Genomic DNA, 25,287 nt, shown 5'->3' with positions numbered 1-25,287 from the left:
ATCCGGGCGTCTCCCACTCACGCTACGTCCGGGAGACGGGCGATGATGGTCTCGGCGTGCTGTTCAACCCAGTGATCAAGAGCCTTGACCAATGGGCTCAGTGACCAGCCGAGGTCGGTCAGCTCGTATTCCACCCGGGGCGGAACCTCGGCGTAGCTTGTCCGGATAACGAGAGATGCCGATTCCAGGCGCTTTAGCGTCTGGATCAGCATCTTCTCGGAGATGCCCCCGATTCGTCGCCGCAGCGCGCCCGTCCTCTGTGTGCCCTCGCTCAGGGCGTGCAGGATCAGCATCGACCATTTCTCTGCCAGAAGCGTCAGGACGGACCGGGCCGGGCAGTCCGGCAGGAACACGTCGCAGGGCAGATCGCGGAACGGCGGACGGGTTCCTTCCATGCTTACCTCCGGGTAGGTACTTGAGCCTCAGGATGTGCCGGTTATCTCCTCTGGATGCAATCAGGCCATTACTCGCATGACGGGGAGCTACCCGCATGATCTACCATATCGGCAACGCGACCGTTCAGAGGATCTGGGAGACCGACCTGAACGGCATGGCCTTCGCGCAATTGCTGCCGGGGTTGGATGCCGATGCCCGCCGCGCTTATCCCGACTGGTTTCCGGCCGGAACATTCGACGGCGAAGGTCATGCCTTCATGAGCCTGCATGCCTGGCTAGTTCGCCACGAGGGCCGCGTGATTCTCATCGACGCCGGTGCGGGCAACGACAAGGAGCGTCCGCAGCAGAAGGTGCTGGACAGGCTCTCAACCGAGTTCCTGGCGCGGTTGCGCGAGGCGGGCGTCGAACCGGAGGAGGTCGACTCCATTCTCCTCACCCACATTCATTCGGACCATGTGGGCTGGAACACCAGGTTGGAGAAAGAACGCTGGGTGCCGACCTTTTCCAATGCGGAGGTCATCGTCTCGGACCTGGAATATGCCTATGGCCTGGCCCTTACCAAGGAGGACGAATCCGGGATCAGCGCGGCGCGCGCCCGAGCCGGACTTGGCGATCCGGTTCGCTTGCCCGTGTCGGGCACCTTCGCCGACAGCATCATGCCGCTGGCGGGTAAGATCCCGGTCCGCCGCGTCAAGGTCGACGGGTCGGAAGTGCTGCCGGGCATCCGCTTCCTGCCTACGCCCGGACACAGCATCGATCATGCTTCGATCGAGCTGGTCAGTGGCCGCGAAACCGCCCTGTTCAGCGGCGACGTGTTCCACCACCCGGTCGAAATATACGATCCCGATCTAGTTTCGGTATTCTGCGAGTTCCCGGACGCTTCCCGCCGATCGCGCCGCCGTTTCCTCGACCATGCGGCGTCGACCGGCAGCATGGTGTTCTCCAGCCACTTTCCCAATTCATCAGCAGGCCGGATTTCACGCTCGTCCCGCGGTTTTAAATGGAGCTTCAGCTAAGGTGCCGCGCGGCGCTGTCCTGCGCACAGCCTGCCAGCCCAGGGCATCAAACACCTGGCCTCACGCTTCGGGGAGGGAAGGGGCGAACGCTCGTTCCTGACTTCGCGTGTTGGCCGTGTGGCAGACGGACCCGGCTGCGGATGGAAGCAGCCGGGCACGACGCCCACGTAGGACTTACTTGGCCGGTGCGCCTTGCGCTGCCTGTTCGATCAGTTTCGTCACCGCGTCCGGGTGCGACACGTAGACGGCGTGACTGCCGGGCGATTCCACCACGGTGGCATGGGCGCGGCCGGCCATACTGCGCTGCGCCGGCGGCGGGATCATCTTGTCGTCCGCAGCGACCAGATACCAGCTGGGCTTGGACTTCCACGCCGGCACGCTGACCGTTCCCTGAAGTGCCGCGACGCCCCAGGGCACCTGCGAGTCCGCCATGAAGGCTGCGACGTCGGGGCGCACATCGGCGGCGAAGGAACTGGCGAACTTGGCCCGATCGAGGAGAAGGTAGCCGTCCACCGGTGGCAGGATCGGCGGCACGGGCGCACCAGCGGGCGGGTTGGCGATCAGGCTGGCGACGGACTCACCCACGTCGGGTGCGAAGGCCGTGATGTAGACCAGACCTTTTACCTTGGGATCGTTGCCTGCCTCGGACACGACGAAGCCTCCATAGGAGTGCCCGACGAGGATCACGTCGCCCTTGGCCGAGGCGATGGCGCGCTTGGTGACGGCAACGTCGTCTTCCAGCGTGGAGGTGGGATTCTGGACCACGATGACCTCGTAGCCATCCTTCTTCAGCAGCTTGTAGACGCCGTCCCAGCCGGAGCCGTCGACGAAACCGCCATGGACCAGCACCACCGACATGTCGGCGCGGCTTTTTGAGGCCGCCAGGACAGGGGAGGCGAGCAGCGTCAGGGATGCCGCCGAACCCAGCAGCTTCAACATTTTGATCATTTTCATCTCCATGGACACGGTGAGCGTCTCGCTTACGATTGCTGATCCAGGCGGACGGCGGTGCCGTGGCGTGCCAGGTGGGAGTACGGGCAGACGATGTCGGCCTGGGCGATCAGCTCCTCTGCCACGGCGGGTTCGATGCCGGGCAGGGTGACCGAGAGCGCCACGTCGAGCGCGAAGCCCTGGCCGTCATCGCGCGGGCCGATGCCGACGGTGGCGGTGACCGACGTCTGGTCGGAGACCTTCACCTTCTTCTGGGCAGCGACGTGCTTGAGCGCACCGAGGAAGCAGGCGGCATAACCCGCCGCAAAGAGCTGCTCGGGATTGGTGCCTTCGCCGCCGCTGCCGCCGAGTTCCTTCACGGTGTCGAGGACCACCGCGAGCCGTCCATCGCCTGTCTTGGCTGTCCCGGTGCGGCCGCCTGTGGCGGTGGCATTGGCGCTGTAAAGAATGTTCATGTCGTTCTCCATCGAGCTCAGAATCGTATGCCGCGATATTCGTTATCGTGATAACTGATAAATGGGAGAGGCAGACGGGCTTGTAAAGGCTTTTATTTATCGCGATATCTAGTTCGACGATATGGTTCCGCTGAACCACCGTGGAGACGCGACGTGAACACCCCGCCTGATACCCTGCCGCTCGACGATCATCTCTGCTTCGCCATGTACTCGGCGAACATCGCGATCAATCGCCTGTATCGGCCGGTGCTCGACGAGCTGGGTATCACCTACCCGCAGTATCTGGTGCTGAGCGCGCTTTGGGAGACAGATGGCCGCACGATCGGCGAGATCGCCGAGCGGCTGGCGCTCGAATCGAGCACCATCACGCCACTCGTCAAACGGCTAGAGACAGCCGGCTTCCTTGGACGTAATCGCAATCCCGATGACGAGCGACAGGTGAACGTCACTCTGACCGTCAAGGGCAAGGCTCTCCGGCAAAAATCGAAATGTCTCACCGAGACGCTTCTGGATCGTTCGGGACTTCCTGTCGCGGACATGGTCCGATTGAACAGGGAGGTAGGCGCGCTTCGTGATGCATTGACGGCGCGCGCAGACCTGCGAGCCTGAAGGCGGAGTTTCCTTTGTCACCGTCCGCAAAATCGCGGCTGATCCATGAAAGCGGGGAGCGCTGATCGAGCCCCCTGGCGCGGCTTTATCTACATCCACCAATTATCGGCGCAGGCCAGATCGTCTTCGCAGAAGGTTCGCTCGGTCGTCGGCTATATTTCTAGGACGGAGAGTGGGCCTTCAAGATGGGCGCGAGCCTGAGAAGGTGGCAAAACATCCTTCTTGTCGCCGTAGTACCATCCATAGGCCGCGAAGATCGACTTCACGAGCTCGAGGAGGTGCTGGTCCAGCTCATCGCAGCGGGGATGGTTGCGCATCTCCACGCCCTGCCGCTCGCACCTGATCAGGCCCGCCTCCCGCAGCACCTTGATATGCGCGGAGAGCGAGGACTTCGGGATCACGCGGTCCCGGGCGTGGGCATTTGCAGAACACGTCCCGCCGGAACCCTCACCACCGATGCGCGCGCAGATCGCTGCTCGCTCCGGATCGGCGAGCGCATGCAGGATCATCTCGGGTCGGATGTCCTCGACGGCAGGGTGAAAGAGCGGCCTCATGCCAAATTACATAGGTGGCCTTGACAGACAGATCAATTGTTCCGATGTTCTGAACTTCAGAATTTGTCCTCACCTCGTAGAGTTGGCTGCCATCAGCGGCTTCCGCTGGTCCTTTCCGAACGGAGCATTCCCGATGTCCTCTACCGATACCAGTGCGCTGTTCCGGCCGTTCAGCCTGAAGACGCTAGATCTCAAGAACCGCATCGTCATGGCGCCGATGACGCGCGGCATGGCGCCCGGCGGCATCCCGCGTGAGCCGAACGCCGCCTACTACCGCCGCCGTGCCGAGGGTCAGGTCGGCCTGATCCTGTCCGAGGGGACGGTCATCGACCGTCCGGCGTCCCGCAACCATCCCGACGTCCCGTCCTTCTACGGCAACGACGCGCTCGCCGGTTGGCAGGGCGTGATCGACGCCGTCCATGACGCTGGCGGTCGGATGGCGCCGCAGCTCTGGCACACCGGATCGACCCAGTTTCAGGATTGGGAGCCCGCGTCCCCGGTGGAGAGCCCGTCAGGCCTGCTGGCGCCCGGCCAGCCCCGTGGCGAGGCGATGAGCGAGGAGGCGATCGCCGATACGGTGTCGGCGTTCGCCAGGGCGGCTGCCGACGCCAGACGGCTGGGTTTCGACGCTGTCGAGGTCCATGGTGCGCACGGCTACCTGGTCGACCAGTTCTTCTGGTCGGGGACGAACCTCCGCACCGATCGCTACGGCGGCGCCTCCCTGAAGGAGCGGGTGCGGTTCGCCGGCGAGATCGTCGCCGCGATCCGTGCAGCGGTCGGCGCCGACTATCCGCTCATCCTGCGGGTCAGCCAGTGGAAGCAGCAGGACTACACCGTTCGCCTGGCAGAGACCCCTGAACTGATGGCCGAGTGGCTTCAGCCGCTCATCGACGCCGGCGTGGACATCCTGCACTGCTCGCAGCGCCGCTATTGGCAGGCGGAGTTCCCCGAGGTGGACGGCGAGAACGGCCTCAATTTCGCAGGCTGGGCGAAGAAGCTGACCGGCGCTGCGACGATCGCCGTCGGTTCGGTCGGCCTGTCGCAGGACTCGGCCAGCGCCTTCCGGGGCGAGGGTTCGACCAGCGTAAGCCTCGATCCCCTGATCGAGCGCATGGAGCGGGACGAGTTCGACCTGATCGCTGTCGGGCGGGCGCTGCTGAGCGATTCCAATTGGGTGCTGAAGACCCAGGGTCAGGACAGCGAGCCGCTCAAGGGCTTCGATGTCTCCTCGCTGGCCGAGTTGGTCTGATGAAGACGACAGCCCTGACAGCACGCCGTTACGGTCGACCCGACGTGCTCGAATACGTAACGTTCGACATGCCAGACCTTGGCCGCGACACGGCCCGGATCGAGGTGAAGGCGGCGGGCATCAACCCGGTCGATGCCCGTCGAATGACGGGTGAGCTACGGTTCGGGGAGCTGCCGCTGTTCTTCGGCACCGAATACGCCGGCACGATCGTCGCGTTGAACGCCGACGATGGTGAATGGACGGTCGGGGACGAGGCCCTCGGCGCCGGTGGCGACTTTACCCACGCCACCATCATCGACGTTCCTATCGCCAATCTGGTGCGGCGGCCGCCGTCGCTGTCGTGGGAAGTGGCCGGATCGCTCGCCGGCGCCGCCCAGACTGCGCTGACGATCCTCGAGGAGCTCGGGCCCGTCTCATCGCTTCTTGTCCATGGCGGCGCTGGCGGCGTCGGCTCTATCACCATCCAGCTCGCGCGGGAGCAGGGGATCGCCGTCGTGGCAACGGGGTCGGACGCGAACCAGAGCTACCTTCGCTCCTTGGGCGCGATTCCCGTTGTGTACGGACCTGGGCTGGTCGAGAGATTGGGGAAGGCGCACGCGGGCCTGTTCGACGCCTCGATCGACATGGCGGGCTCGCAGGAGGCGACGGAGGCCTCGCTTGCCCGCGTGAAGCCTGATGGCGTCATTGGGTCGATCACGGCAACGCGACCAACGTCGCCACGGGTGATTCCGATCATGCGACGGCGTGATCCGACGCTCGTCGAACGTGTCGCGACCGGGATCGCGAGCAGCGCGCTCAGATGGGAAATCAGCGCCACCCACGATTTTAAAGATGCCCGCGCGGCCTACGAAGCAATTCTTGGACGCCACGTCCGGGGCAAGAGCGTGCTCACGTTCTAGTCGGCGACGCCGGCGTACGGCTCACCGGATCGGTGCCCGTCATCATCCAACTTATCAGGAAGTATCATGACCAAGAAACTTGAAGGTAAGGTGACGCTCATCACCGGTGGCTCGCGCGGCCTCGGGGCGGCGACGGCCCTGGCGTTTGCCGACCAGGGATCCGACGTCGCGATCACCTACGTCGCGTCAGCGGAGAAGGCCGCGGCGGTCGTCGAGCTGGTCAAGGCCAAGGGCGTGCGCGCAGTCGCCATACAGTGCGACCAAGGCGATCCGTCGGCGGCCGATGGCCTCATTCGCGAGGTGGTGGCGCAACTCGGCAGGCTCGACATCCTCGTCAACAACGCAGGGATCGCTGTCCAGGGCAAGCGCATCGACGACGGCGACGTCGACAACGCTGCGCTGGATAGACAGTGGACGATCAACACGCTCGGCGTCGTGGCCAACATCCGCGCGGCCGCCAAGGTTCTTCCGGACGGGGGCCGCATCATCTCTATCGGCTCGGGGCTGGGCAGCCGGGCCCTATTCCCGGGAACGGCCGACTACGCCGCCAGCAAAGCGGCGATCGTCGGGTACTCGAAGGGCGCCGCCCGCGACCTCGGACCACGCAACATTACGGTCAACGTGGTGCAGGCCGGCATCATGCCCACCGACATGGCTGCGGCGTCTGCGGACCAGATCCCGGATGCGGTGCTGGACATGCATCCGATTCGCCGCATCGCCACTCTCGAGGAGGTCGCCGCGTCGGTCATCTACCTAGCCGGGCCGGACGCTGGCTACATCACCGGGTCGGTCATCGACGTGAGCGGTGGTGTGCTTTCCTGAGCAACCTCTCGTCGGGGGAGGGCAATTGCCTTTGGCGACCAGCGCCCTCTCCCGAAAAAACGACGGTTCATTTCGAACATCGGGCAGTGGAATACCGGTGGAGCAAACGGAGCAGCAACATGCCTTTCTCTCTTTATGACGCGGTGGTTCCCTCTAATATCCAGATATTGGAGGCGCTCGATCAGGTTCTGCAGAAGGCCAAGTCGTTCTGCGTCGAGCGCGGTTCGCCCGAAGCGGAGATGATCGACGCACGGCTCGCACCGGATATGCAACCGCTCGGCTATCAGGTGAAGTCCTGCGCCGTGCACTCGATCGGTGCAGTCGAGGGCGCGCAAGCCGGGAGCTTCTCGCCGGACTGGAGTGCCTGGCTCACCGACTTCGACGGGCTTCGCGAAGTCCTTCAACGCGCCGGCGCAGGCCTTCACGCACTTGATCGAGACAGGGTCGACGGTCTGACCGGGACCGACATGAACATCGTGGCCGGCGAGCGCAAGCTACCGTTCAACAGCGCGAACTTCCTGCTCTCCTTCTCGCAGCCCAACTTCTATTTTCACGCGACGACAGCTTATGCGATATTGCGAGCGCAAGGCGTAGACCTCGCCAAGCGCGACTTCCTCGGCACCATCCGCGCCAACCGCTAGCCGAACCGAGCTTCCGCGATACCACCGATGTCTCCTGAGGAGTTGCGCCCGTGAACGACCTGTCGACCTTTGCGATCACCCGGCGCTGGCCCGCCGAACATCCAGATCGGCTGCAGCTCTACTCGATACCGACGCCCAACGGCGTGAAGGTCTCGATCTTGCTCGAGGAGCTTGGCCTGCTATACGAGCCTCATCTGATCGATTTCACCAAGGACGATCAGAAAAGCGCCGAGTTCGAATCACTCAACCCGAACGGCAAGATCCCTGCAATCATCGATCCAAACGGACCGGGCGGCCACCCGCTTGCCTTGTTCGAATCCGGCGCGATCCTGCTGTATCTCGCCGAGAAGACCGGTCAGTTCCTGCCGACGGAACCGGTGGCGCGCTGGCAGACCATCCAGTGGGTGATGTTCCAGATGGGCGGCGTCGGGCCGATGTTTGGGCAGGTTGGCTTCTTTGTGAAGTTCGCCGGCGGGGACTTCGAGGACAAGCGTCCGCGCGACCGCTACGTCACCGAGGCGAAGCGACTGCTTGGTGTGATGGACCGGGTGCTTGAGGGTAAGACCTGGTTCATGGGCGATACCTACACGATCGCCGACATTTCCATGCTCGGCTGGATCAACAGCCTCACCGGGTTCTACGGTGCGGGCGAACTGGTCGGGTTCGACGATTTCCATAATGTGAAGGCATGGCTCGAGCGGGGAATGGCCCGACCTGCCGTGCAACGTGGATTGAAGATACCCGCGCGCGACTGATGCTCAACAGCACGGTCAACCTGGTGCAGGGGCGGCATCATGCCGACCGACATGGCTGAGGCCTCGCGGACGAGGTTCCGGCTGCGGTGCTGGACATCCATCTCGCTGGACCGGACGCGACGTGAGCGGTGGCGTGCTCTCCCGACGCGTTGCGCCTCCAGAAGACCTCGCCCCTCGAATGCCTGACAGACAACCTCATAGGTAGTTGCCCATGTCCCGACCTCCCTTGCCTCCATTCACCCTTGAAACAGCTGCGCAGAAGGCGCGGATGGCCGAGGACGCCTGGAACAGTCGTGACCCGGAAAGGGTGTCGATTGCCTACACGCCTGATAGCATCTGGCGAAACCGGAGTGAGTTCCTGACAGGCCGAGCCGCCATAGTGGCGTTTCTAACGCGCAAGTGGGCGAAGGAGTTGGATTACCGTCTTATCAAGGAATTGTGGGCCCATGACTGCAACAGGATTGCGGTGCGCTTTGCCTACGAATGGCGCGACGAGCGCGGCAGCTGGTTCCGGTCCTACGGCAATGAGAACTGGGAGTTCGACCACGCCGGTCTGATGGCAAGGCGTATCGCTTCTATCAATGATCTCCCGATCACGGGAAGCGAGCGCAAGTTTCACTGGCCTCTCGGCCGTCGCCCGGACGATCATCCGTCACTCAGCGATCTCGACCTCTAAGCAAAAAACGCGTCCTGACCTATCGCGCTGGTGACCTACCTGCACCGGCGGGAGCGCTCCGCGAACACGGATGAGGGCGCGAGCCTGGCGATGCTGCAGAAAGCGACTGGCTGCGGAAAAGGCAGGCTCTGCGGCTTCTTCCTCGGTGGGAAGGAAGAGATGATGGACTCAGTCCTTGTCGATCTCTCGGGAGCAGTGTGCGAGTAGGCGGAATGGCCCCCGGTTGCTAGATATCCTCCTCCAACCCTCCAGTCCTTCTCGACGCGTCATAGGCACCCTGCGCTTCTTTCATCGCTGAGCCGTTGGCGAGCGACCAATTGTAAAGGGCGGCAAAGGGTTCGCGTAGCGAGCAGCCAAGATCGGTGATCGTGTACTTGACGCCGATCGGCTGTGTCGGCAGGACCTTGCGGCCGACAAGGCCGTTGCGCTCCAGACGCTTCAAGGCCTCGGACAGAGCCTTGTGGGTGATGCCGTCGAGGCGACGCTTGAGGTCGTTGAACCGTGCCGGCTGCGCGCAGAGGACGCTCAGGATCAGCACGGTCCACTTGTTGGCGATGTGTTCGAGGATGGGGCGCGTCGCGGCGACATCAAGCGGCAGTTCGAGCACGTCTTCGGACATGAGTATATGCCTCTATATCTAAGCACCGGCAGGTGCGTTCTTGTGATCAGATATAGGATCTATATCTGCCCGTCATCACCTTTAATGTGAGGACGTATGAGCATGCTTGCAGGAAAAATCGCCGTCGTTGTCGGTGGCCATGGCGGTATCGGTGGCGCCATCGCGGAGCGGTTCGCGACGGAGGGCGCCACAGTCTACGCCACCAGTCGCCGGGCCGAAGAGGGGGATGTCGACGTTGGGGCCGGCAGGCTGCGCGCCCGCCGCGTCGATGCTGCCGATCTGAAGGCGCTTGCCGCCATGTTCGAAACCGTGAGCAGCGAGGCCGGACGGGTGGACGTCCTCGTCGTCAGCGCCGGCATCGCCGAGTTCGCGACCCTCGACGACATCAGCGAAGATCATTTCAACCGTACCTTCGACCTCAACGTGCGCGCGCTGCTGTTTGCCGCGAAGGCTGCCACGGCGATCATGCCGGAGGGCGGCTCGATCGTGTTGGTGGGCTCGATCGCCGACACGGTCGGCACCAAGGGTTACGGCGTCTACGGAGCGACCAAGGCCGCGGTGCGCTCGTTCGCCCGGACCTGGGCCAATGAGCTGGCGCCACGCAACATCCGCGTCAACGTCGTGGCGCCGGGACCAACCGACACTGCCATGATGGCGGCGGCGTCCGACCAGGTGCGCGAGACGCTCGCGAAGCTGATCCCGCTCGGCCGTATGGGTCGTGCCGACGAAGTGGCCTCGGCCGCGCTGTTCCTCGCCAGCGACCAGAGCAGCTTCATCACCGGGGCCGAGCTGCCGGTCGACGGCGGCATGGCGCAGGTCTGATCCGGACCGACAGCGCGAGCGTCGCGGCGGACGTCCTGCCCTCCTGACCAAAGCGGCCGATGGTGTCCGGCATGTGAGCACGATGATGGTGGTACATGCCAACCCCGAAGCCGTGGGGGGCGGCGTCCCGGAACGGATCGACTGCTTCGAAGCAGATCGATCCGAACGGCGTCCGCCAGCGCCGCTGCGTTGCCGTGTTCTTGCCGTATTAGCCTCCCGCACTAGCGCGCGGGAGGCATGTCAGGGTGTTTCCACCGGCCGGGGCGATAACTCATCACTTTCTTAGCCGTGCTTTCGCTGGAGCATAGGTGACGTAGTCACGCCCGGGTGGTCGGTCAGTTATGACGGGCAAAGTGTTGCGGGCAGATCAGACGGCAGCGACGCCACCATCCACGAACAGCTCGTGGCCGGCAACGAAGCTGCTGTCCGTCGATGCCAGGAACAGCACGGCGCGTGCGACCTCCTCGGTCTTGGCCAGCCGTCCGAGCGGAACACCCTGATTGAGCATTTCCTCCACGCCGGGTCGCTCGTCGAGATAGTTGCGGATCATCGGTGTTTCCGTGCCGGCAGGTGCGACGACGTTGACCCGGATGCCACGATCCTTGAGTTCGTTGGTCCAACTGCGCGCGAACGATCGAACTGCTGCCTTGCTAGCGTTATAGAGTGATTGGCTGGGGAGGCCTTTGATCGAGACAATCGACCCGCTCAGCACAATGGCCCCGCCCTCCGACATCAGGGGCAAAGCCTTCTGCACGGTAAAAATCATGCCTTTGACGTTCACACCGAGCATACGATCGATGTGAGGTTCGTCGATGTCCGCGATCCCGACAACCTCGTAAATACCTGCATTCGCGAAGACGACGTCCACCCGGCCATGATCAGCCTTGATCCGCTCGTACAGCCGATCCACATCTGCGCTGTCGGCAACATCTCCCTGCACGCCGATGGCGCCATTCCCGATCTCGGCCACCGCTTTATCAAGCGGCTCCTGCCGGCGACCCGTGATGTACACATGGGCGCCTTCGTCGGCGAAAAGCCTTGCCGTCGTCAGCCCGATTCCATCGCTACCGCCGGTAATCAATACAACCTTGTTATCGAAACGCTTCGTCATGAGCTACCTTTCTGACGGGAGTGGAATGGTGGTGAAGTTGCCTGTTTGGCGGCTCGCGAGCCGCTGAGCGTTCACGAAATGCCTACGTCAGTTCGGAGAGCACGGCTGCGTCGAAGCTCTTCAAGGCGCTGCTATCGCCGGCCCGCACCTTCTCCACCCAGGCCGGATCGCCGATCAGGGCGCGGCCCACGGCGATCAGGTCGAACTCGTCGCGCTCCATCCTCTCCACGAGCTTGTCGAGCTTGGCCGTGGAGGAGCCCTCGCCGCCGAACGCGGCCATGAAGTCTCCCTCAAGGCCGACCGAGCCGACGCTGATCGTGGCCGCGCCGGTCACCTTCTTGGCCCAGCCGGCGAAATTAAGGCCCTGCGCGCCATCGACGTCCGGGAACTCGGGCTCCCAGAACCGGCGCTGCGAGCAGTGCAGCACGTCGACGCCGGCCTCCACCATGGGCATCAGCCACTCGGCCATTTGGTCAGGCGTCTCCGCAAGACGCGCGGCAAAGTCCTGAACTTTCCATTGGCTCAGACGCATGATGATGGGGAAGTCGGGGCCGACGCTCGCCCGCACCGCCGCGACAACCTCCGCGGCGAACCGCGAGCGCTCGCCGATCGTAGCACCGCCGTAGCGATCGGTTCGCTGGTTGGTGGGCGCCCAAAAGAACTGGTCGAATAGGTAGCCGTGCGCACCGTGCAGCTCGATCGTGTCGAAGCCGAGGCGCTTGGCATCGGCAGCGCCGCGTGCGAATGCGGCGATCGTGTCGGCAATGTCGCTATCGCTCATGGCGACACCGCGCTCGACGCCCGGTGCCTCCAATCCAGACGGACTTTCGACGGGCGCGTCCGGCACCCAGTCGGTCAGGAAGCTATGGAGCGATCCGGTGTGCCAAAGCTGCGGCCCCATCTTGCCGCCGGCATCATGAACCGCGTCGATCACGCCCTTCCAGCCCGCTAGTGCCGCGTCGCCGTGAAAGAACGGGTTGCCCGGATCGTTTCGTGACGCTGGCCGATCGATCAACGTGCCTTCGGAGAGGATGAGGCCCACTCCGCCCTCAGCCCGTCGGCGGTAGTAGGCCGCATGCGCCGCCCCAGGGATCCCATCCACTGCGAAGCTGCGGGTCATGGGTGCCATGACAATGCGGTTCGCCAATTCCATGGCGCCAATACGGAACGGGCGAAACAGGACGTCGGTAGCAGTCATCAGAGCACGTGCCTCCCATGGGAACACTCCAAAGATATACAGGATACATCAGGTCACAAGGACGCACCTAGGAGTGCCTAGGTATATGTAGGTAAACCGCATGCCTGAGGGCGATCACTGCTGCTGCTGCCATAGTGCTCGATCGGCTCCGGCATGATCAGGCTTGCTACCAGTGGCGCACCAAGATCTGACGTGAAATGGCAGAAACCGGCTCAGGTCTCGCGCGCATCATGAAGCGCGAGTTCGATGATCGCATCGATAGCGCTCTTGTGGGGCAGGTATCACGCTCTGAAACATAGCGCCGGCGACCTCAGGGGAGCACAACAAGCGGCAGCTATCCGCTTCTGGGCTCCCGTTAGCTGTCGGGCAGGAAAGTCCCCAATCTCAGCCGCTCCGAGGTGCCGGTAGCCCTCGCTCGAGCGGTCGGTCCGCTCACATGAACGAGCGGCAGTTAGCGGGCAGCGCAAATTGACGCGTGAATGGCTGGGATTGGGTCATAGTCCCGCCGTGCATCCACCCGGCACAAAGCAATCCAATCGTTCATTGAGGCTCAACCACTCGAAATTGCGTGTTGCAGACCTGCGGGATCGCTCCGTACAATCAGCAAATGATGCAGCGATTGCAAGCTTGCCGCGTTTGCTAATCTAAAATTGACAGATGGAGATCAAGCGTGAGCCGATCCCGTTACTTGATCTTGCTCCCGCTGGTGTTCACGGGCTGCGGATCGCCGCACCAGAGCGAACCGTCTGCGAACGCAATCGTGCAGGAGAATATGCGCAAAGTAGCGTTGTCGCCAGCGGCGCGGAATCTGCTGGACGGCGGTGGTAAGCTGGACGACATCATCGCGGCGCGCACGTTTATTGCACCCTTCATTCGCACCGATCAGTCACAATGCTTCGGCACAGCCAATCTGCACGGGGCCAACATGATGGCCGCCGAGCGGCCGGACGGTCCGGCGCCTACTCGGGTCGCGATCACGATCGATAGCTCCGGATCGATGGCGGGGCGGGTTGGCAGCCGAACCAAGCTCGAACTCGCCCGTACCGCAACGCAGTCGTTCATCGACGGCCTGCCGCCCGCCGTTCCGGCATCGCTCGCCGTATTCGGCCAACAGGGCAACAACAGCGAGGCCGGTAAGGTGAAATCCTGCAAGGGCGTCGATCTGTTGGCACCGATGTCAGCCGACCGTGCGCAAATGCGCAGCGCAATAGCCGGGGTTCGCGCGGTTGGCTGGACCCCGCTCGCAGCCGGCCTCACCGCCGCCCGCAACCAACTTGGCCCGTCATCCATTCCGGGCGAACAGGTGGTGTATGTAGTGTCCGATGGGATCGAGACGTGCGGCGGCGATCCGGTCGCAGTCGCACGCGACATCAACCGCGGAAGCACCCGCGCAGTGGTAAACATTATCGGCTTCGGCTTGCCGAAGGGCGAGGCGTCGGCGCTGCAGGCGGTCGCGAGCGCGGGCGGCGGGCGCTTCGTCAACGTCACCGACGATGACGGTTTCGACCGCGAGTTGGCCGAACAGATGCGCCTGAGTAACAACCGCGTGCGTGCGACACTGGCGCGGGCGGGCAATTCGATCGCGACGGGGGCGACCTCTACCGACCTCGTGCAATGCACTGGCGGCATTGTTGACCGTGAGACGCAGGGTGCACTCGCCGCTTATGACGCAAGGGCCAAACGCGGTGAGAAGCTGCCGCCGCGGTACCAGGTAGTGGCGTTGCTTCGCGAACGGCAGGGTGCACTAGAGAAGGCGCGGGACGAGCACGAGACGCGTCAGGACAAGGTCAGAGATGCCGCCAACAACGCCCTCGATGCGCAGGAAAAGGCCGCGCGCTAGGCGTTCCCGAGCAGCGTCAGGAGTGACGGCGGACGGTCTTGCTCAACCACAGCAGGCCCGGCACGGCGATAACGAATGGCGTGATGATGGTCGTGTTTGCGACCCACACAGGTTGTGGTCGAGTATCGGTGAAAGGATTTGGTGTGATTTGATCAAGACAATAGTGGCCGTGGAACTATTCTCAACAAATGTCCGGTTTTGGGGAGCTCCCGAGGGGTGCTGAACGTCCGGGTGTGGGTCACCAACGACAGCAAGGCGGCAATCAGGCTACACGGCTTGCAATCGCTTGGGGCTAGCTCATGCGTCCCCGCCCATCAAAGTCGTCCATTTTGTGTTGCCGACGAAAACAGGTGCTAGCCTCGCCCGGCGACTTGCTTAAGGCTGAGCCGCGTAGCCGCAGCGAGGTCAAGTCATTGCATTTCGACGTGTTACCAGGTGGCGGATCAATGGGCGCAGCAATGCGGGCACATGACTGGTCCAGCTCGCCTTTGGGACCCCCGGACGGTTGGCCGCAACCGCTGAAGACGCTGGTAGGCGTTCTTCTCGCAGCCGATCAGCCGATGTTCGTCGGCTGGGGTGACGATCACGTGCTCCTCTACAACGATGGGTACGCACCCATGCTTGCGGATCGGCATCCTGCGGCCCTTGCCCGTCCCTTTTTCGACGTCTGGCCTGAAGTTCGTGATGAGCTGACGCCGCTGTTCGACTCGGTTCGGCGGGGCGAGCCGGTCCACATGTCCGATCTCGTGCTCGAGTTAAATCGTCCAGGCCGGCCCCCCGAAGCGCATTTTGCCTTCAGCTACACGCCTGTCCGCAGCGAGGCGGGTACGGTGGCCGGACTGTTCTGCGCCTGTATCGAGACAACGGACAGCGTCGTTGCCGAGCGAGAGTCGTCCGCGGCGCGCAATCGGCTGTTCGAGATGACACGCGATCTCTTCGGCGTAGCGACGTTCGACGGCTATCTGAAGACGATCAATCCGGCTTGGTCGGCAATTCTTGAGCGACCCCACGAAAAGTTGATCGCTCACCCGTTCAGCGACCTCATCCATCCGGACGATCTGGCGACTACTGCGGACGTGGTGGCGACGCTGATGCGTGGCGAACCGGTCCACCAATTTCACGTGCGTCTCGCCTGGACGCGCGCGCCGCGGCGAACCAGGATCTGGCCGAAGGGGAATACGTCTCGCTCTGCGTGACCGACACAGGCACCGGCATGTCGGCGGAGATTATCGAACGCGTGTTCGACCCTTTCTTCACGACCAAACCGATCGGACAGGGGACAGGTCTCGGCTTGTCCATGATCTACGGCTTCGTCCGATAATCGGGCGGGCAGGTCCGCATCTATTCCGAGGTGGGTCACGGTACGACCATGTGCCTCTATCTGCCTCGTCATTTGGGCGACGTCGTCGCCACCGACGCGACCGATGGCGAACGCCAGCCGCTGAGTGCAACGCCAGGCGAGACGATCCTGATCGTGGAGGACGAGATCGCCATCCGGCAGCTCGTGAGCGAGATTCTCGGGGAGGCTGGTCATCGGATACTCGAGGCGTCGACAGGCCCTGCCGGGGTCAAGGTCATGCAGTCGAACGAGCGGATTGATCTGTTGATCACCGACGTCGGATTGCCTGGTGGGCTTAATGGGCGGCAGGTTGCCGATGCTGGCCGCGCAATACGGCCGGCGCTTAAGGTGCTGTTCGTCACCGGCTACGCCGCAAACGCTGCCGTCGGCGCAGGCCATTTGGATGAAGGCATGGAAGTTCTGACAAAGCCATTCAACATCGGCGAACTGGAACGGCGTGTGCACGCGCTGATCAGAGGATGATCCATCGACTGCCGCTCGCGCAAGGCCAAGCGGTCAATCGGCGATAATGATCAACCGGGACATTTCAGCGCGGTGCCCTTTTGCACCCGGTAAGACCGGCACCGACCGAGATGAACGAACGACGGCTTTAGGAAGGCGTTAGTTCCTATCGAGTGACACTTTTGGGTCTCAGCCGTCACTCTGAAGGGCGAGCCGGGCTTGTACGATTTCGAGCGCCTCTGGCGGCTATGATTGCTGGAGCCATTGCAGTTCAGTGCAGCACCGCCTCGCCATCGATTAGTACCGTGGGGATGGCTGTCAGTGGTGCGAGTGCGTTCGACTAGTCCCTAGGTAGTTAAGCTTGCAACCGATGATGAAGTGTGTCTCCATCAGCTTATAAATAAACGAAGGGCTAAGGAGCTCGGCATGATGAAGGGTTTAGTGTTGGCAGGTGCGATGATTGCGGGGGCTTCGCTGTACGTGATGGCGCCGCAGGCCAAGGCGGCGGACGGAGGCGGTGGTTGCAGTGGTAAGCTGGTCGAGTATGTTCCTTTCACCGCCAACGGGCAGAAAATCGGACAGCTTCAACTGTACTACAATGCGCAGACCGGCGCCAATTGCGCCCTGATGCTGCATGGCGGCTCGACCTGGGGCGTGACGCGCGACACCGGGGTGGCGCTGTATAGAAAGCGGCGCGGCGATCAGAACTACTCTCAGCCGGCTTATCAGCGCGGTGCGTACCGTTACCAGGCTGGCCCGATCCGTACCGCTGGCGATGGCTGGTGCGTAAGGGCGGGCGGCGGGATCACGCATGCAGGCAAGCATCACTCCCTTTATACCGGCGCTCATTGCGGCTGATGTCTGAGCGCAAGGGTGGTCTAGCTGGCGACCGACTACAGATTTGGCCGTTCGCGACGGCGGCGGCCGTCGCGGTGTGGTTACTGTTGCCCGCAGAGCGAGTAGAGCGTGTGCCTGCCAAAGCTAGCATCACCGTCGTTACGGCCCGGCCCGTGCGTAGCCAGGCGCAGGCTGGGCCGCTGAGGGCAGCGGTGGTGCAATCTCCAGCTCCGATCCCGACGTCGGTAGCGCCAACGGCATCGGCTGTTGCTCCCGAGGAGCGGTTCGAGCTGCCCTTTAATCTGTCAGCTATCGAGAGCGAAGGATTAAGGGAGCCGCCTCTCGGGGAGGGCGGCGCAGCGCTCGATCAACCGTAACTTCTACCAGGTCGCGGTGTTCACGATCGCCAGAGCGGACGCGGAGAGCGGACGGAGCGGCAGCGCCCACGTTCAGCCATCGGCGGCTAGAAAGCGGTCTACAAAGAGCGACCCGCCATAGGCGGTGATCAATTCACCAGGTTAAGAAACGGTGGAGAATTACGAGCGCAGCCATGAGCCACAGAGTTAAAGCGAACCGCCTTGCTGCGCGAGCTTGCAGCACTCGGTCGTCCTGCATCCGGATAGCCTTCTTGTGACCTGCCCCCGTCGAGTGAACCGGGTTTATTGTTAGTGGATTATGTTCGTTGCCGCCATATCCGGGCGGAGGTGGAGCGAAGCGGAACCGGAGGCCGGATATGGCGGTGAAGCCGTTTCTGGGGCCGGTGGTCGGTAGCCCAGGCTGCTGTGCGGCCGGACTGTGTTGTAATGCCGCCGCCAGGCTTCGATCAGCACCGTCGCCTCGGCGAGGCTGTAGAAGATCTCGCCGTTGAGCAGTTCGTCGCGCAGCGACCCGTTGAAGCTCTCATTGTAGCCATTCTCCCATGGTGATCCCGGTGCGATGTAGAGCGTCTTCACGCCGATCTGGCCGAGCCATTTCTGCACAGCGTTGGCGATAAACTCGGCGCCATTATCCGACCGTATGTGCGCCGGCGGGCCTCGTGTGACGAACAGGTCCGCCAAAGCCGCCAGCACGTCTTCATGCTTGAGCTGACGTGCCACGATGAGCCCCAGGCACTCCCGGCTGGCTTCGTCGATGATGGTCAGGATACGGAACTTGCGACCATCATGCGTGCGGCCTTCGACGAAGTCGTACGCCCATACATGCCCCGGATACTCAGGCCGCAGCCGGATGCACGATCCGTCATTAAGCCACAGACGTCCGCGCTTTGGTTGACGTTGCGGGACCTTGAGCCCCTCACGCCGCCAGATCCGCTCGACCCGTTTATGGTTCACCGTCCACCCGGCATGGCACAGCAATGCCGTCACCCGGCGATAGCCGTAGCGACCATATTGCTTCGCCAGTGCGATGATGTCCTCGCTCAGCACCTGCTCATCATCCGCCCCACGCGGCACCTTGCGCTGCGTCGATCGATGCTGCCCCAGCACCCGGCAGACCCGTCGCTCGGATACCGGAAGCTCTCGTCGCACATGATCGATACAACGCCGTCGCCGCGCGGGGCTTAGAAGTTTCCCCGCGCCGCCTCCTGCAAGATCAGCTTATCCAACGTCAGGTCCGAGATCGCCCGGCGGAGCCGAAGATTCTCCTTTTCCAGATCCTTCATACGCCGTGCCTGGTCGGTTTTCAGACCGCCATATTCCTTGCGCCAGCGGTAATAGGTTTGTTCGCTGACAGAGATCCGCCGGCACGCTTCGGCAGTCGATGCCCCCTGCGACAGAACGATCTCAACTTCACGCAGCTTCCCGATGATCTCTTCCGGCTTGTGCTTCTTGAATGGCATCTGTCGTCCCTTTCGTGGTCCAGACTATCATAGTCTCTGGGCCACTCAGCGGGGGGCAGATCAGTAATGGATGCCAGATACCCGATTGGAATATTCGACGCCAACGATGGTAGCGTCGGGATAGCCTTGGCGAACGGATCGAACAATGCCTCCCCCCGGCTGGGGATTACCGCCAGCATAGAGCCCGCTAACATAGATTTTCATTCAATTTCCAAAAGACAAGGTCGGACAGCACCCGCGACTAGTAGTCGCGAGGTGAGCTTCCGATAAGACACGCCGATGGAGCCTTATTTAAACAATTAAAAATTCCGGCTATAACCCGGATCAAGCCGCAGAAAATAAAAGAAATTCTCGCCTGTGGTCATGGTTCGCTATCGGCGCTAGGTTCTTCGTATGAGACCGCATTATCCCAGCTACATGAACATGGATCCGTTCATCGACGTGGAGCGCCTAAGAGCGCTTGACGGCTTTATTACGGAGCGCCTGAACCGGCGGCTTGCCGCGGCAGAGGATCGGCAATTCTATACCGGCCCGTTCCTCCTCGATGCCGATGCGTCGCACTTGCCGGGATCGCGTATGATAGAGCTGGCCCGCTCTCGCGAACCGGAAAACTACTATGATCTCAATCGTGCTGAATTGTGGGAGCCAAGTCCCGAGGCTGCGGAGTTCGCGCCGCTAATGGATTTTATTGCCACGCTGCCATTCGCTGCGACGGCTCGGATGCTGATTATGTACGATGCGAGCGGACGAGCCGTTTCCGCCCACAGAGATCACGACAGCAGCGAGCTGTGCCACGAATTCGTCTGGTTCCGCACCAACCAGAGCAAGCCGTTCTACATGCTCGACCCCGATACCGGCGAACGGGCCTATGTCGCCGGGCACGCGGCCTGGTTCGATACCGTGAACCAGTTCCACGGTGCCGACGCAACGGGCAAACTGTCGTTCAGCATCCGCGTGGACGGTGTGTTTAGCGAGGGGTTCAGGCGTGCTATCCCGTTTCCCGGCCAGAACAGGGCGGCAGTGCCTAGCATATGGGCGAACGCGCAGGCGGGTGCTTAAGTCGGATCCACATTCAGCTCCCAAGCACGTTGGGCATCGGCTTGGTTCTGTTTGCATCAGCCAAGCCGTCACCAAGGACATGTTTTGGCGTCCGCCGGGCCACAAGCATTAGCTTGGATTTCAAGATCGGCTCACGAACCGTTGGTTGACCCAGAACAAGTCCGGGTTGCCGGTCGGATATGAATGCACCATCAATCGTGTGGGCAACAGGTGGTTCGACCAACGCGCCGCAGTGGGCACGAGCACCGTATTGAGGATCTCGCGCTGTTCGCCGATCTCGGCATTCGCAAGCTGCGCTATCCTGCCTTGTGGCAGCGGATCTCACCCGCTGATCCCGAGCATTGTGACTTCCGCTGGCCCTATAAGCGATTACGGAAAATACAAGCGGGTGCACTTCATGGGATTGGTGCATAGCACCGCGTAGCGTCGACACACCTATCTCGTGAGTGGTTGGCTGCCCTGCGGCAGCAAGGCCCTTCTGGCTGCGGCCCACTTGCCTAACTGATTATAGCAGGCGTTGACGGCTTCCCACCGTGCAAGATCCTTCATGTGGCCCGCTGATGCGAGCACGGTTAAGCGCGGCGATAGACGTGGAGCTCGATCGGCAAGGATCCGCTGGAATTACAGAGCCTGGGCGAAGCGTTCGCGACCCGGCGACACGCCCTTGGTACCGCTGGCCGTTGTTGCGATCGGAGCGCCAGCCGCGATTGTGATGCATGTTAATGAGCAGCGGACAGCGTTCGCTTCAGCCGGCGCGCGCCATCATCGATGGCTTTGAAGGTATTGCGATCCGCCTGCTGCGCGAGGAGACGCGCCGGCACAGCGTCCGGGTCGTGATCGCCAGGAAACGTTGAGTCGGCGCGCGCAGCGATCGCCGCAGATCGTCCACCAGTTGCCGCAGTCGCCCTGGACAAGTAGCCAACGGCCGAACTTCTCGCGCTTAGCGCAGTGGCTTTCCAAATCGTTGGTATTTGCGATGCTAGCGATCCAACTTTTTTGTAAAGCAGTTGATCTTGGTCAAAAGAAAAGTCGGCGGTGATCTGTATCATGGGTTGATACGGCGCTCGGTGATGCATCGAGCCGTTGATCAGCGAATAAATTGCTGACGATGGGGGGCTGGAGGAGCGAAGCAAGGGTGCCAGATCTTCTGTCGATGATGAAGCGCCAGCAAGCTCTCGCGGACTTTGGTGATCTTGCCATACAGTCGGAGAATCTCGACATGATCCTAACCGAGGCTTGTCGGCTGGTGGGTGAAGCGCTCGGCACCGCACGCTCCAAGATTCTGGAGATTCAGAGCAACGGTAGCGAACTACTCGTCCGGGCGGGACTCGGGTGGCAGGAAAATATCGTCGGTAAATTGCGATTGCAGATGACCGATCGGTCCTCGGAAACTTACTCGATAAAAGCTGCCGCGCCGGTGATCACTCAAGATATCACGCGCGAGGACCGCTTTGACATACCGCAATTCCTTAAAGATGCTCGAATCGTTGCTTTCGTGAACGTCCCAATCTTCGTGCCTGGCGGGCACCCATACGGTATCCTGCAGGTCGATAGCACTATGCCGCGCGAGTTCGACAATGACGACATTCAGTTCTTGCGGACCTACTCCGCCGTCTTGGGACCGGTGATCGACCGTCTCCAATTGGCAGAACAACGGAATATCGCGGAGGAGCGCCGGTCCGCAGACCTCGCGGCTATGGAAGAACTGCAACGGGTTAGTGCCGAACTGGTGGGCGAACACGATGCGCAGTCACACTATCAGCGCATCGTGGATTCCGCTGCAGCTCTAATGAGGTCCAATGCCGCCAGCACCCAGACACTGGATCACGCGACGGGCAGGCTTCAATTGATGGCATCGCGCGGATTTGATCCGCGGTCGGCCGACTTTTGGAAATGGGTTCGTGGCGATACAGCCAGCTCCTGTGGGCAAGCGCTTGAAGCCGGCGAACGCATCGTTGTTTCAGACATTGACCGGTTTGAGGCCAATCAACATGATCGCGAGGCTTACCGGTACTCGAAAATCCGCTCTGTTCAGTCGACACCGCTGCGGGCGTTCAGCGGTCGGATCGTTGGGATGCTATCCACCCACTGGCACGACCGACAAGAGCCCATAGCAGACGACTATCGCTTCTTCGACGTGTTAGCTCGACTGTCGGCGGATCTCATCGAACGCGTGCAAGCAAACGATCGATTACGCGAGAGTGAAGATACGCTTCGACAATTCGGGGAGGCGTCACAAGATGTCTTATGGCTCCGTGATGCGGAAACATTACAGTGGCAGTATCTCACCCCAGCCTTCGAGTCGATATATGGATTAAGCCGTGACGACGCTCTCGGCGGCAACAATTATCGGGGCTGGCTCGAACTGATCGTCCCGGAAGATCGTGCGATAGTTGAGGATGCTATACGGCGCATTCGTCAAGGTGAGCGGGTCACCTTCGACTATCGTATTCGGCGACCCGTCGATGGTGGTATCCGCTGGCTCCGCGACACGGACTTTCCTATTACTGATGCATCCGGCCAAATAAGGGTGTTTGGTGGGGTAGGGCATGACTTGACGGAGCTACGAGAGACCGAGCTTCGCCTCCGGACTTTGCTCGATGGCATTCCCCACCTGGTTTGGCAGGCGGTAAGTCCAGGGGAATGGAGCTGGGCAAGCCCGCAATGGACGAAGTACACCGGGCAGTCACTATCCGATAGTCTGGGCTGGGGTTGGCTGCAGGCGCTTCACCCGGATGATCATGAAACGGCAAAACATGCGTGGGCGGCGGCGATCGAAGATGACGGCTTTGAAGTGGAATACCGCATTCGGCGAGCTGAGACGCAGAGCTATCACTGGTTTCAGACGCGCGGGACCCCTGTGTGGGATGATGGCGGATCCATCAGCGGGTGGCTTGGCACATCGACCGACATCGACGAGCTTCGCAAGCTGCAGGTACGTCAGCAGGTACTCGTTTCTGAGCTACAACACCGAACTTTTAACCTTATGGGGATGGTTCGGAGCATGGCGGACGAAACAATCCGCTCAAGCCAAAGCCTCGCCGACTTCAAGCCCAAATTTCGCGAACGGGTAGATGCGCTTGCGCGGGTCCAGCGGCTGCTCTCGCGGTTGGAGGAAGGGCATCGCATATTCTTCGACGACTTGATTAAAAGCGAATTGGCTGCAGTTGGGGCGTTTGGTGAGGACAGCAACGATCGTGTCAGACTTGAAGGTCCCGGCAGTGTAGCACTGCGCTCAAGCAGCGTCCAAACGCTAGCGATGGCGATCCACGAGTTGACCACAAACGCAGTTAAATATGGAGCGCTCAGGCAATCGAGCGGCCGCTTATATGTAGGTTGGCGGGTAGAGCGAGCTGATAGCGACGGGAAGCCATGGCTGCACGTAGAGTGGCAGGAGACGGGGGTTGCCATGCCAGCCAGCAATGCGGAACCTCGCGGCACAGGCCAGGGGCGCAGTCTAATAGAGGAAGCGCTGCCTTATCAGCTTCAAGCACGCACGACATACATTATGGCGCCTGATGGGGTTAAGTGCTCGATAGCGCTGCTCGCGTCAGACCAAGATTAGCAAAGGTGCGTGAAATGGATAGCCTAGGTAATATTCGAATTCTTATCGTTGAGGACGAATACATGCTCGCAAAAGGGCTTATGCGAGAACTCCAGGATCTAGGAGCAGTCGTCATCGGCCCCGAGCCAACGATAGCAGGCGCCCTTACTCGGATAGCCGACGAGGCTGAAGTTGATATTGCGATACTCGACGTTAATCTTGGAGGTGAGATCTCCTTTCCCGTTGCCGAGGCGTTGATAGCGCGTGATATTCCTTTCATATTCTCTAGCGGATATGAGGACGCGATCACTCAGGAGCGCTATCCATCTGTAGTGAAGTGCGACAAACCCTACGTTATGACGAGAATGATTAAGGCGATTAAGTCCGTTATCTGAACACTGCCACTCCAGGCGTTCCCAATCTTTCAGCTATGCTGATTCTAAGGTCACGAACCATAATCCGCGACGTTTCCGTTGGCGGCGTATGCTACTGCACAGCGATCATGGGTGCCGAGACATGTTGCAATTTGGACTCCCTCATGTGGCTGCGTTGAGCATTGTTTCTTTGATCTCTGGCCTTCTAGCGCCACCGGTTCGTTCCACCGCATCCGAGCGCACTTGGCTCATAGACGCAGCTACAGCGCCCCACAGTCACTTCGCGCCTTCGGCCGATGTTCAAATCGCACCAGAGCGCAGGGAGGCAATAGCCAACGGCGGGCCCAAGCCAAGACGGTCGCGAAAACTGCCCATCATTTACGGCGACGACGCCAGCCGTCCTTTAGTGGTGCTAGATGCCGGGCATGGCGGCGCCGATCCCGGTGCGATCTCCCCGACCGACAATCGCCGCGAGAAGGACGTGACGCTGCGCATCGCCAAGTCGATCCGCGACGAACTGCTCCGCTCCGGCCGCGTTCGCGTGGCGTTAACGCGCGAGGACGATCGCTTCCTCGTCCTGCGCGTGCGCTACGGCATTGCGCGCAAGCTGAAGGCGAGCTTGTTCATCTCGATCCATTGCGACAGCGTGGGGTCGGGTACGGCCAGCGGTGCCTCGGTCTACACGCTCTCCGAGGTCGCATCGGACAAGGAGTCCGCGCGGCTGGCCGCACGCGAGAATAAGGCGGACATCATTGGTGGGATCGATCTCGGCGGCACGAGCACCGACATCTCGTCGATCCTGATCGACCTGACGCAGCGCGAGACGTTGAACTCTTCGGCCAGTTTCGCCCGGTTGCTTGGGCGCGAGGCGCAGCTTCTGATCCCAATGAAAGCCAACTTCCACCGCATGGCCTCGTTGATGGTGCTAAGGGCCCCGGACATGCCCTCGATCCTGTTCGAGACGGGCTATCTCTCCAACCCAAGCGACGCCGCATTCATTGATTCCGCGGACGGCCGCAAGCGTATCGCGCAAAGCGTGCGTCGCGCGGTCGAAGTGCATTTTGCCCGCCGACGGGCGGGGAAAGGGGCTCTGTCAGACCAATGTGGCACTCGGTGTGCCGGGATGATAGCCAAGCCGCATGAGACGCAAATCGAGAGCGAAGCCCGCTAGCTGATCTGCCCCCCGCTAAGTGGCCCAGAGACTATGATAGTCTGGACCACGA

At 61.7% G+C, this 25,287-nt stretch carries 26 protein-coding genes and 1 pseudogene; 19 read left to right on the top strand and 8 right to left on the bottom strand.

Features of this window, described 5'->3' with window-relative positions; all coding sequences use genetic code 11:
• Window positions 1–17: 17 nt before the first annotated feature.
• Complete coding sequence (locus NV382_RS09025; RefSeq protein ID WP_260600158.1) at window positions 18–395, bottom strand: winged helix-turn-helix transcriptional regulator; 378 nt, start codon at window positions 393–395, stop codon at window positions 18–20.
• A 95-nt stretch (window positions 396–490) separates the two neighbouring features.
• Here NV382_RS09025 and NV382_RS09020 point away from each other — a divergent pair, with 95 nt between their 5' ends.
• Window positions 491–1,411 (top strand): MBL fold metallo-hydrolase, encoded by a 921-nt coding sequence (locus NV382_RS09020; RefSeq protein ID WP_260600157.1) that lies wholly within the window; start codon window positions 491–493, stop codon window positions 1,409–1,411.
• A 174-nt stretch (window positions 1,412–1,585) separates the two neighbouring features.
• Here the strand turns inward: NV382_RS09020 and NV382_RS09015 are convergent, their stop codons facing one another.
• Both NV382_RS09015 and NV382_RS09010 read right to left on the bottom strand, forming a co-directional pair.
• Window positions 1,586–2,359: an alpha/beta fold hydrolase gene (locus NV382_RS09015; RefSeq protein ID WP_260600156.1), complete on the bottom strand. Its 774-nt coding sequence runs from the start codon at window positions 2,357–2,359 to the stop codon at window positions 1,586–1,588.
• A gap of 32 nt (window positions 2,360–2,391) precedes the next feature.
• Entirely contained in the window at window positions 2,392–2,817 is a 426-nt protein-coding gene (locus NV382_RS09010; protein WP_260600155.1) for an organic hydroperoxide resistance protein, read from the bottom strand.
• A gap of 204 nt (window positions 2,818–3,021) precedes the next feature.
• Here NV382_RS09010 and NV382_RS09005 point away from each other — a divergent pair, with 204 nt between their 5' ends.
• Window positions 3,022–3,426 (top strand): MarR family winged helix-turn-helix transcriptional regulator, encoded by a 405-nt coding sequence (locus tag NV382_RS09005; RefSeq protein ID WP_260600366.1) that lies wholly within the window; start codon window positions 3,022–3,024, stop codon window positions 3,424–3,426.
• 152 nt (window positions 3,427–3,578) lie between these two features.
• Here NV382_RS09005 and NV382_RS09000 read toward each other — a convergent pair whose 3' ends face one another.
• Window positions 3,579–3,980 (bottom strand): ArsR/SmtB family transcription factor, encoded by a 402-nt coding sequence (locus NV382_RS09000; RefSeq protein WP_260600154.1) that lies wholly within the window; start codon window positions 3,978–3,980, stop codon window positions 3,579–3,581.
• A 133-nt stretch (window positions 3,981–4,113) separates the two neighbouring features.
• Between NV382_RS09000 and NV382_RS08995 the strand changes: the two genes are divergently transcribed.
• The 6 genes from NV382_RS08995 to NV382_RS08970 all read left to right on the top strand — a co-directional run bounded on the left by NV382_RS08995 (window position 4,114) and on the right by NV382_RS08970 (window position 9,022).
• Window positions 4,114–5,229 (top strand): NADH:flavin oxidoreductase, encoded by a 1,116-nt coding sequence (locus NV382_RS08995; protein WP_260600365.1) that lies wholly within the window; start codon window positions 4,114–4,116, stop codon window positions 5,227–5,229.
• Window positions 5,229–6,128 (top strand): NADP-dependent oxidoreductase, encoded by a 900-nt coding sequence (locus NV382_RS08990; protein WP_260600153.1) that lies wholly within the window; start codon window positions 5,229–5,231, stop codon window positions 6,126–6,128. Before NV382_RS08995 ends, NV382_RS08990 begins: the two co-directional genes overlap by 1 nt.
• Window positions 6,129–6,194: 66 nt before the next feature.
• Complete coding sequence (locus NV382_RS08985; protein WP_260600152.1) at window positions 6,195–6,950, top strand: SDR family NAD(P)-dependent oxidoreductase; 756 nt, start codon at window positions 6,195–6,197, stop codon at window positions 6,948–6,950.
• A gap of 167 nt (window positions 6,951–7,117) precedes the next feature.
• Entirely contained in the window at window positions 7,118–7,591 is a 474-nt protein-coding gene (locus NV382_RS08980) for a DUF1993 domain-containing protein (RefSeq protein WP_260600151.1), read from the top strand.
• A 50-nt stretch (window positions 7,592–7,641) separates the two neighbouring features.
• Window positions 7,642–8,346, top strand: coding sequence for a glutathione binding-like protein (locus NV382_RS08975; protein WP_260600150.1), 705 nt, complete (start codon window positions 7,642–7,644; stop codon window positions 8,344–8,346).
• A 211-nt stretch (window positions 8,347–8,557) separates the two neighbouring features.
• Window positions 8,558–9,022, top strand: coding sequence for a nuclear transport factor 2 family protein (locus tag NV382_RS08970; protein ID WP_260600149.1), 465 nt, complete (start codon window positions 8,558–8,560; stop codon window positions 9,020–9,022).
• Window positions 9,023–9,248: 226 nt separating this feature from the next.
• On the opposite strand, the gene NV382_RS08965 is transcribed toward NV382_RS08970, so the two are convergent.
• Window positions 9,249–9,641, bottom strand: a complete 393-nt coding sequence (locus NV382_RS08965; protein WP_260600148.1) for a winged helix-turn-helix transcriptional regulator — start codon at window positions 9,639–9,641, stop codon at window positions 9,249–9,251.
• Between the two features lie 96 nt (window positions 9,642–9,737).
• Between NV382_RS08965 and NV382_RS08960 the strand changes: the two genes are divergently transcribed.
• Window positions 9,738–10,463, top strand: a complete 726-nt coding sequence (locus NV382_RS08960) for an SDR family NAD(P)-dependent oxidoreductase (RefSeq protein ID WP_260600147.1) — start codon at window positions 9,738–9,740, stop codon at window positions 10,461–10,463.
• 367 nt (window positions 10,464–10,830) lie between these two features.
• On the opposite strand, the gene NV382_RS08955 is transcribed toward NV382_RS08960, so the two are convergent.
• Window positions 10,831–11,574, bottom strand: a complete 744-nt coding sequence (locus NV382_RS08955; protein WP_260600146.1) for an SDR family NAD(P)-dependent oxidoreductase — start codon at window positions 11,572–11,574, stop codon at window positions 10,831–10,833.
• Between the two features lie 82 nt (window positions 11,575–11,656).
• Window positions 11,657–12,772, bottom strand: coding sequence for an NADH:flavin oxidoreductase (locus NV382_RS08950; RefSeq protein ID WP_260600145.1), 1,116 nt, complete (start codon window positions 12,770–12,772; stop codon window positions 11,657–11,659).
• A gap of 772 nt (window positions 12,773–13,544) precedes the next feature.
• Between NV382_RS08950 and NV382_RS08945 the strand changes: the two genes are divergently transcribed.
• From NV382_RS08945 to NV382_RS08925, 5 genes are all read left to right on the top strand, one after another.
• Entirely contained in the window at window positions 13,545–14,612 is a 1,068-nt protein-coding gene (locus NV382_RS08945) for a VWA domain-containing protein (protein ID WP_260600144.1), read from the top strand.
• A 458-nt stretch (window positions 14,613–15,070) separates the two neighbouring features.
• Complete coding sequence (locus NV382_RS08940) at window positions 15,071–15,808, top strand: PAS domain-containing protein (RefSeq protein ID WP_260600143.1); 738 nt, start codon at window positions 15,071–15,073, stop codon at window positions 15,806–15,808.
• A 17-nt stretch (window positions 15,809–15,825) separates the two neighbouring features.
• The gene (locus tag NV382_RS08935) at window positions 15,826–15,933 is read left to right on the top strand and encodes a hypothetical protein (protein WP_260600364.1); all 108 of its coding nucleotides are present in this window, start codon (window positions 15,826–15,828) and stop codon (window positions 15,931–15,933) included.
• A 48-nt stretch (window positions 15,934–15,981) separates the two neighbouring features.
• Window positions 15,982–16,434, top strand: coding sequence for a response regulator (locus tag NV382_RS08930; protein WP_260600142.1), 453 nt, complete (start codon window positions 15,982–15,984; stop codon window positions 16,432–16,434).
• Window positions 16,435–16,839: 405 nt separating this feature from the next.
• A complete protein-coding gene (locus NV382_RS08925) occupies window positions 16,840–17,271 on the top strand; it encodes a hypothetical protein (RefSeq protein ID WP_260600141.1) in 432 nt (143 codons plus the stop codon).
• 644 nt (window positions 17,272–17,915) lie between these two features.
• On the opposite strand, the gene NV382_RS08920 is transcribed toward NV382_RS08925, so the two are convergent.
• Window positions 17,916–19,087 (bottom strand): IS3 family transposase gene (locus NV382_RS08920; RefSeq protein WP_260596817.1). Its coding sequence is split into 2 segments (ribosomal slippage): window positions 17,916–18,823 and window positions 18,823–19,087, totalling 1,173 coding nucleotides; the frame shifts between segments, so codons are not numbered across the junction.
• Window positions 19,088–19,510: 423 nt separating this feature from the next.
• On the opposite strand from NV382_RS08920, the gene NV382_RS08915 reads away from it, so the two are divergent.
• From NV382_RS08915 to NV382_RS08895, 5 genes and pseudogenes are all read left to right on the top strand, one after another.
• A complete protein-coding gene (locus NV382_RS08915; protein WP_260600140.1) occupies window positions 19,511–20,146 on the top strand; it encodes a hypothetical protein in 636 nt (211 codons plus the stop codon).
• Window positions 20,147–20,868: 722 nt separating this feature from the next.
• Window positions 20,869–21,000 carry a hypothetical protein gene (locus NV382_RS08910; RefSeq protein WP_260600139.1) on the top strand — a complete coding sequence of 44 codons (132 nt, stop codon included), beginning with the start codon at window positions 20,869–20,871 and terminating at the stop codon, window positions 20,998–21,000.
• A gap of 281 nt (window positions 21,001–21,281) precedes the next feature.
• The gene (locus tag NV382_RS08905) at window positions 21,282–23,711 is read left to right on the top strand and encodes a PAS domain-containing protein (protein WP_260600138.1); all 2,430 of its coding nucleotides are present in this window, start codon (window positions 21,282–21,284) and stop codon (window positions 23,709–23,711) included.
• A 14-nt stretch (window positions 23,712–23,725) separates the two neighbouring features.
• Complete coding sequence (locus NV382_RS08900; protein WP_260600137.1) at window positions 23,726–24,085, top strand: response regulator; 360 nt, start codon at window positions 23,726–23,728, stop codon at window positions 24,083–24,085.
• 322 nt (window positions 24,086–24,407) lie between these two features.
• A pseudogene (locus NV382_RS08895) lies at window positions 24,408–25,148 on the top strand (N-acetylmuramoyl-L-alanine amidase family protein); the annotation flags it as partial.
• Between the last annotated feature and the right edge of the window lie 139 nt (window positions 25,149–25,287).

The sequence above is a fragment of the Sphingomonas endolithica genome (assembly GCF_025231525.1).
GTDB lineage: Bacteria > Pseudomonadota > Alphaproteobacteria > Sphingomonadales > Sphingomonadaceae > Sphingomonas > Sphingomonas endolithica.
This window is presented reverse-complemented; position numbering and strand designations above follow the sequence as displayed.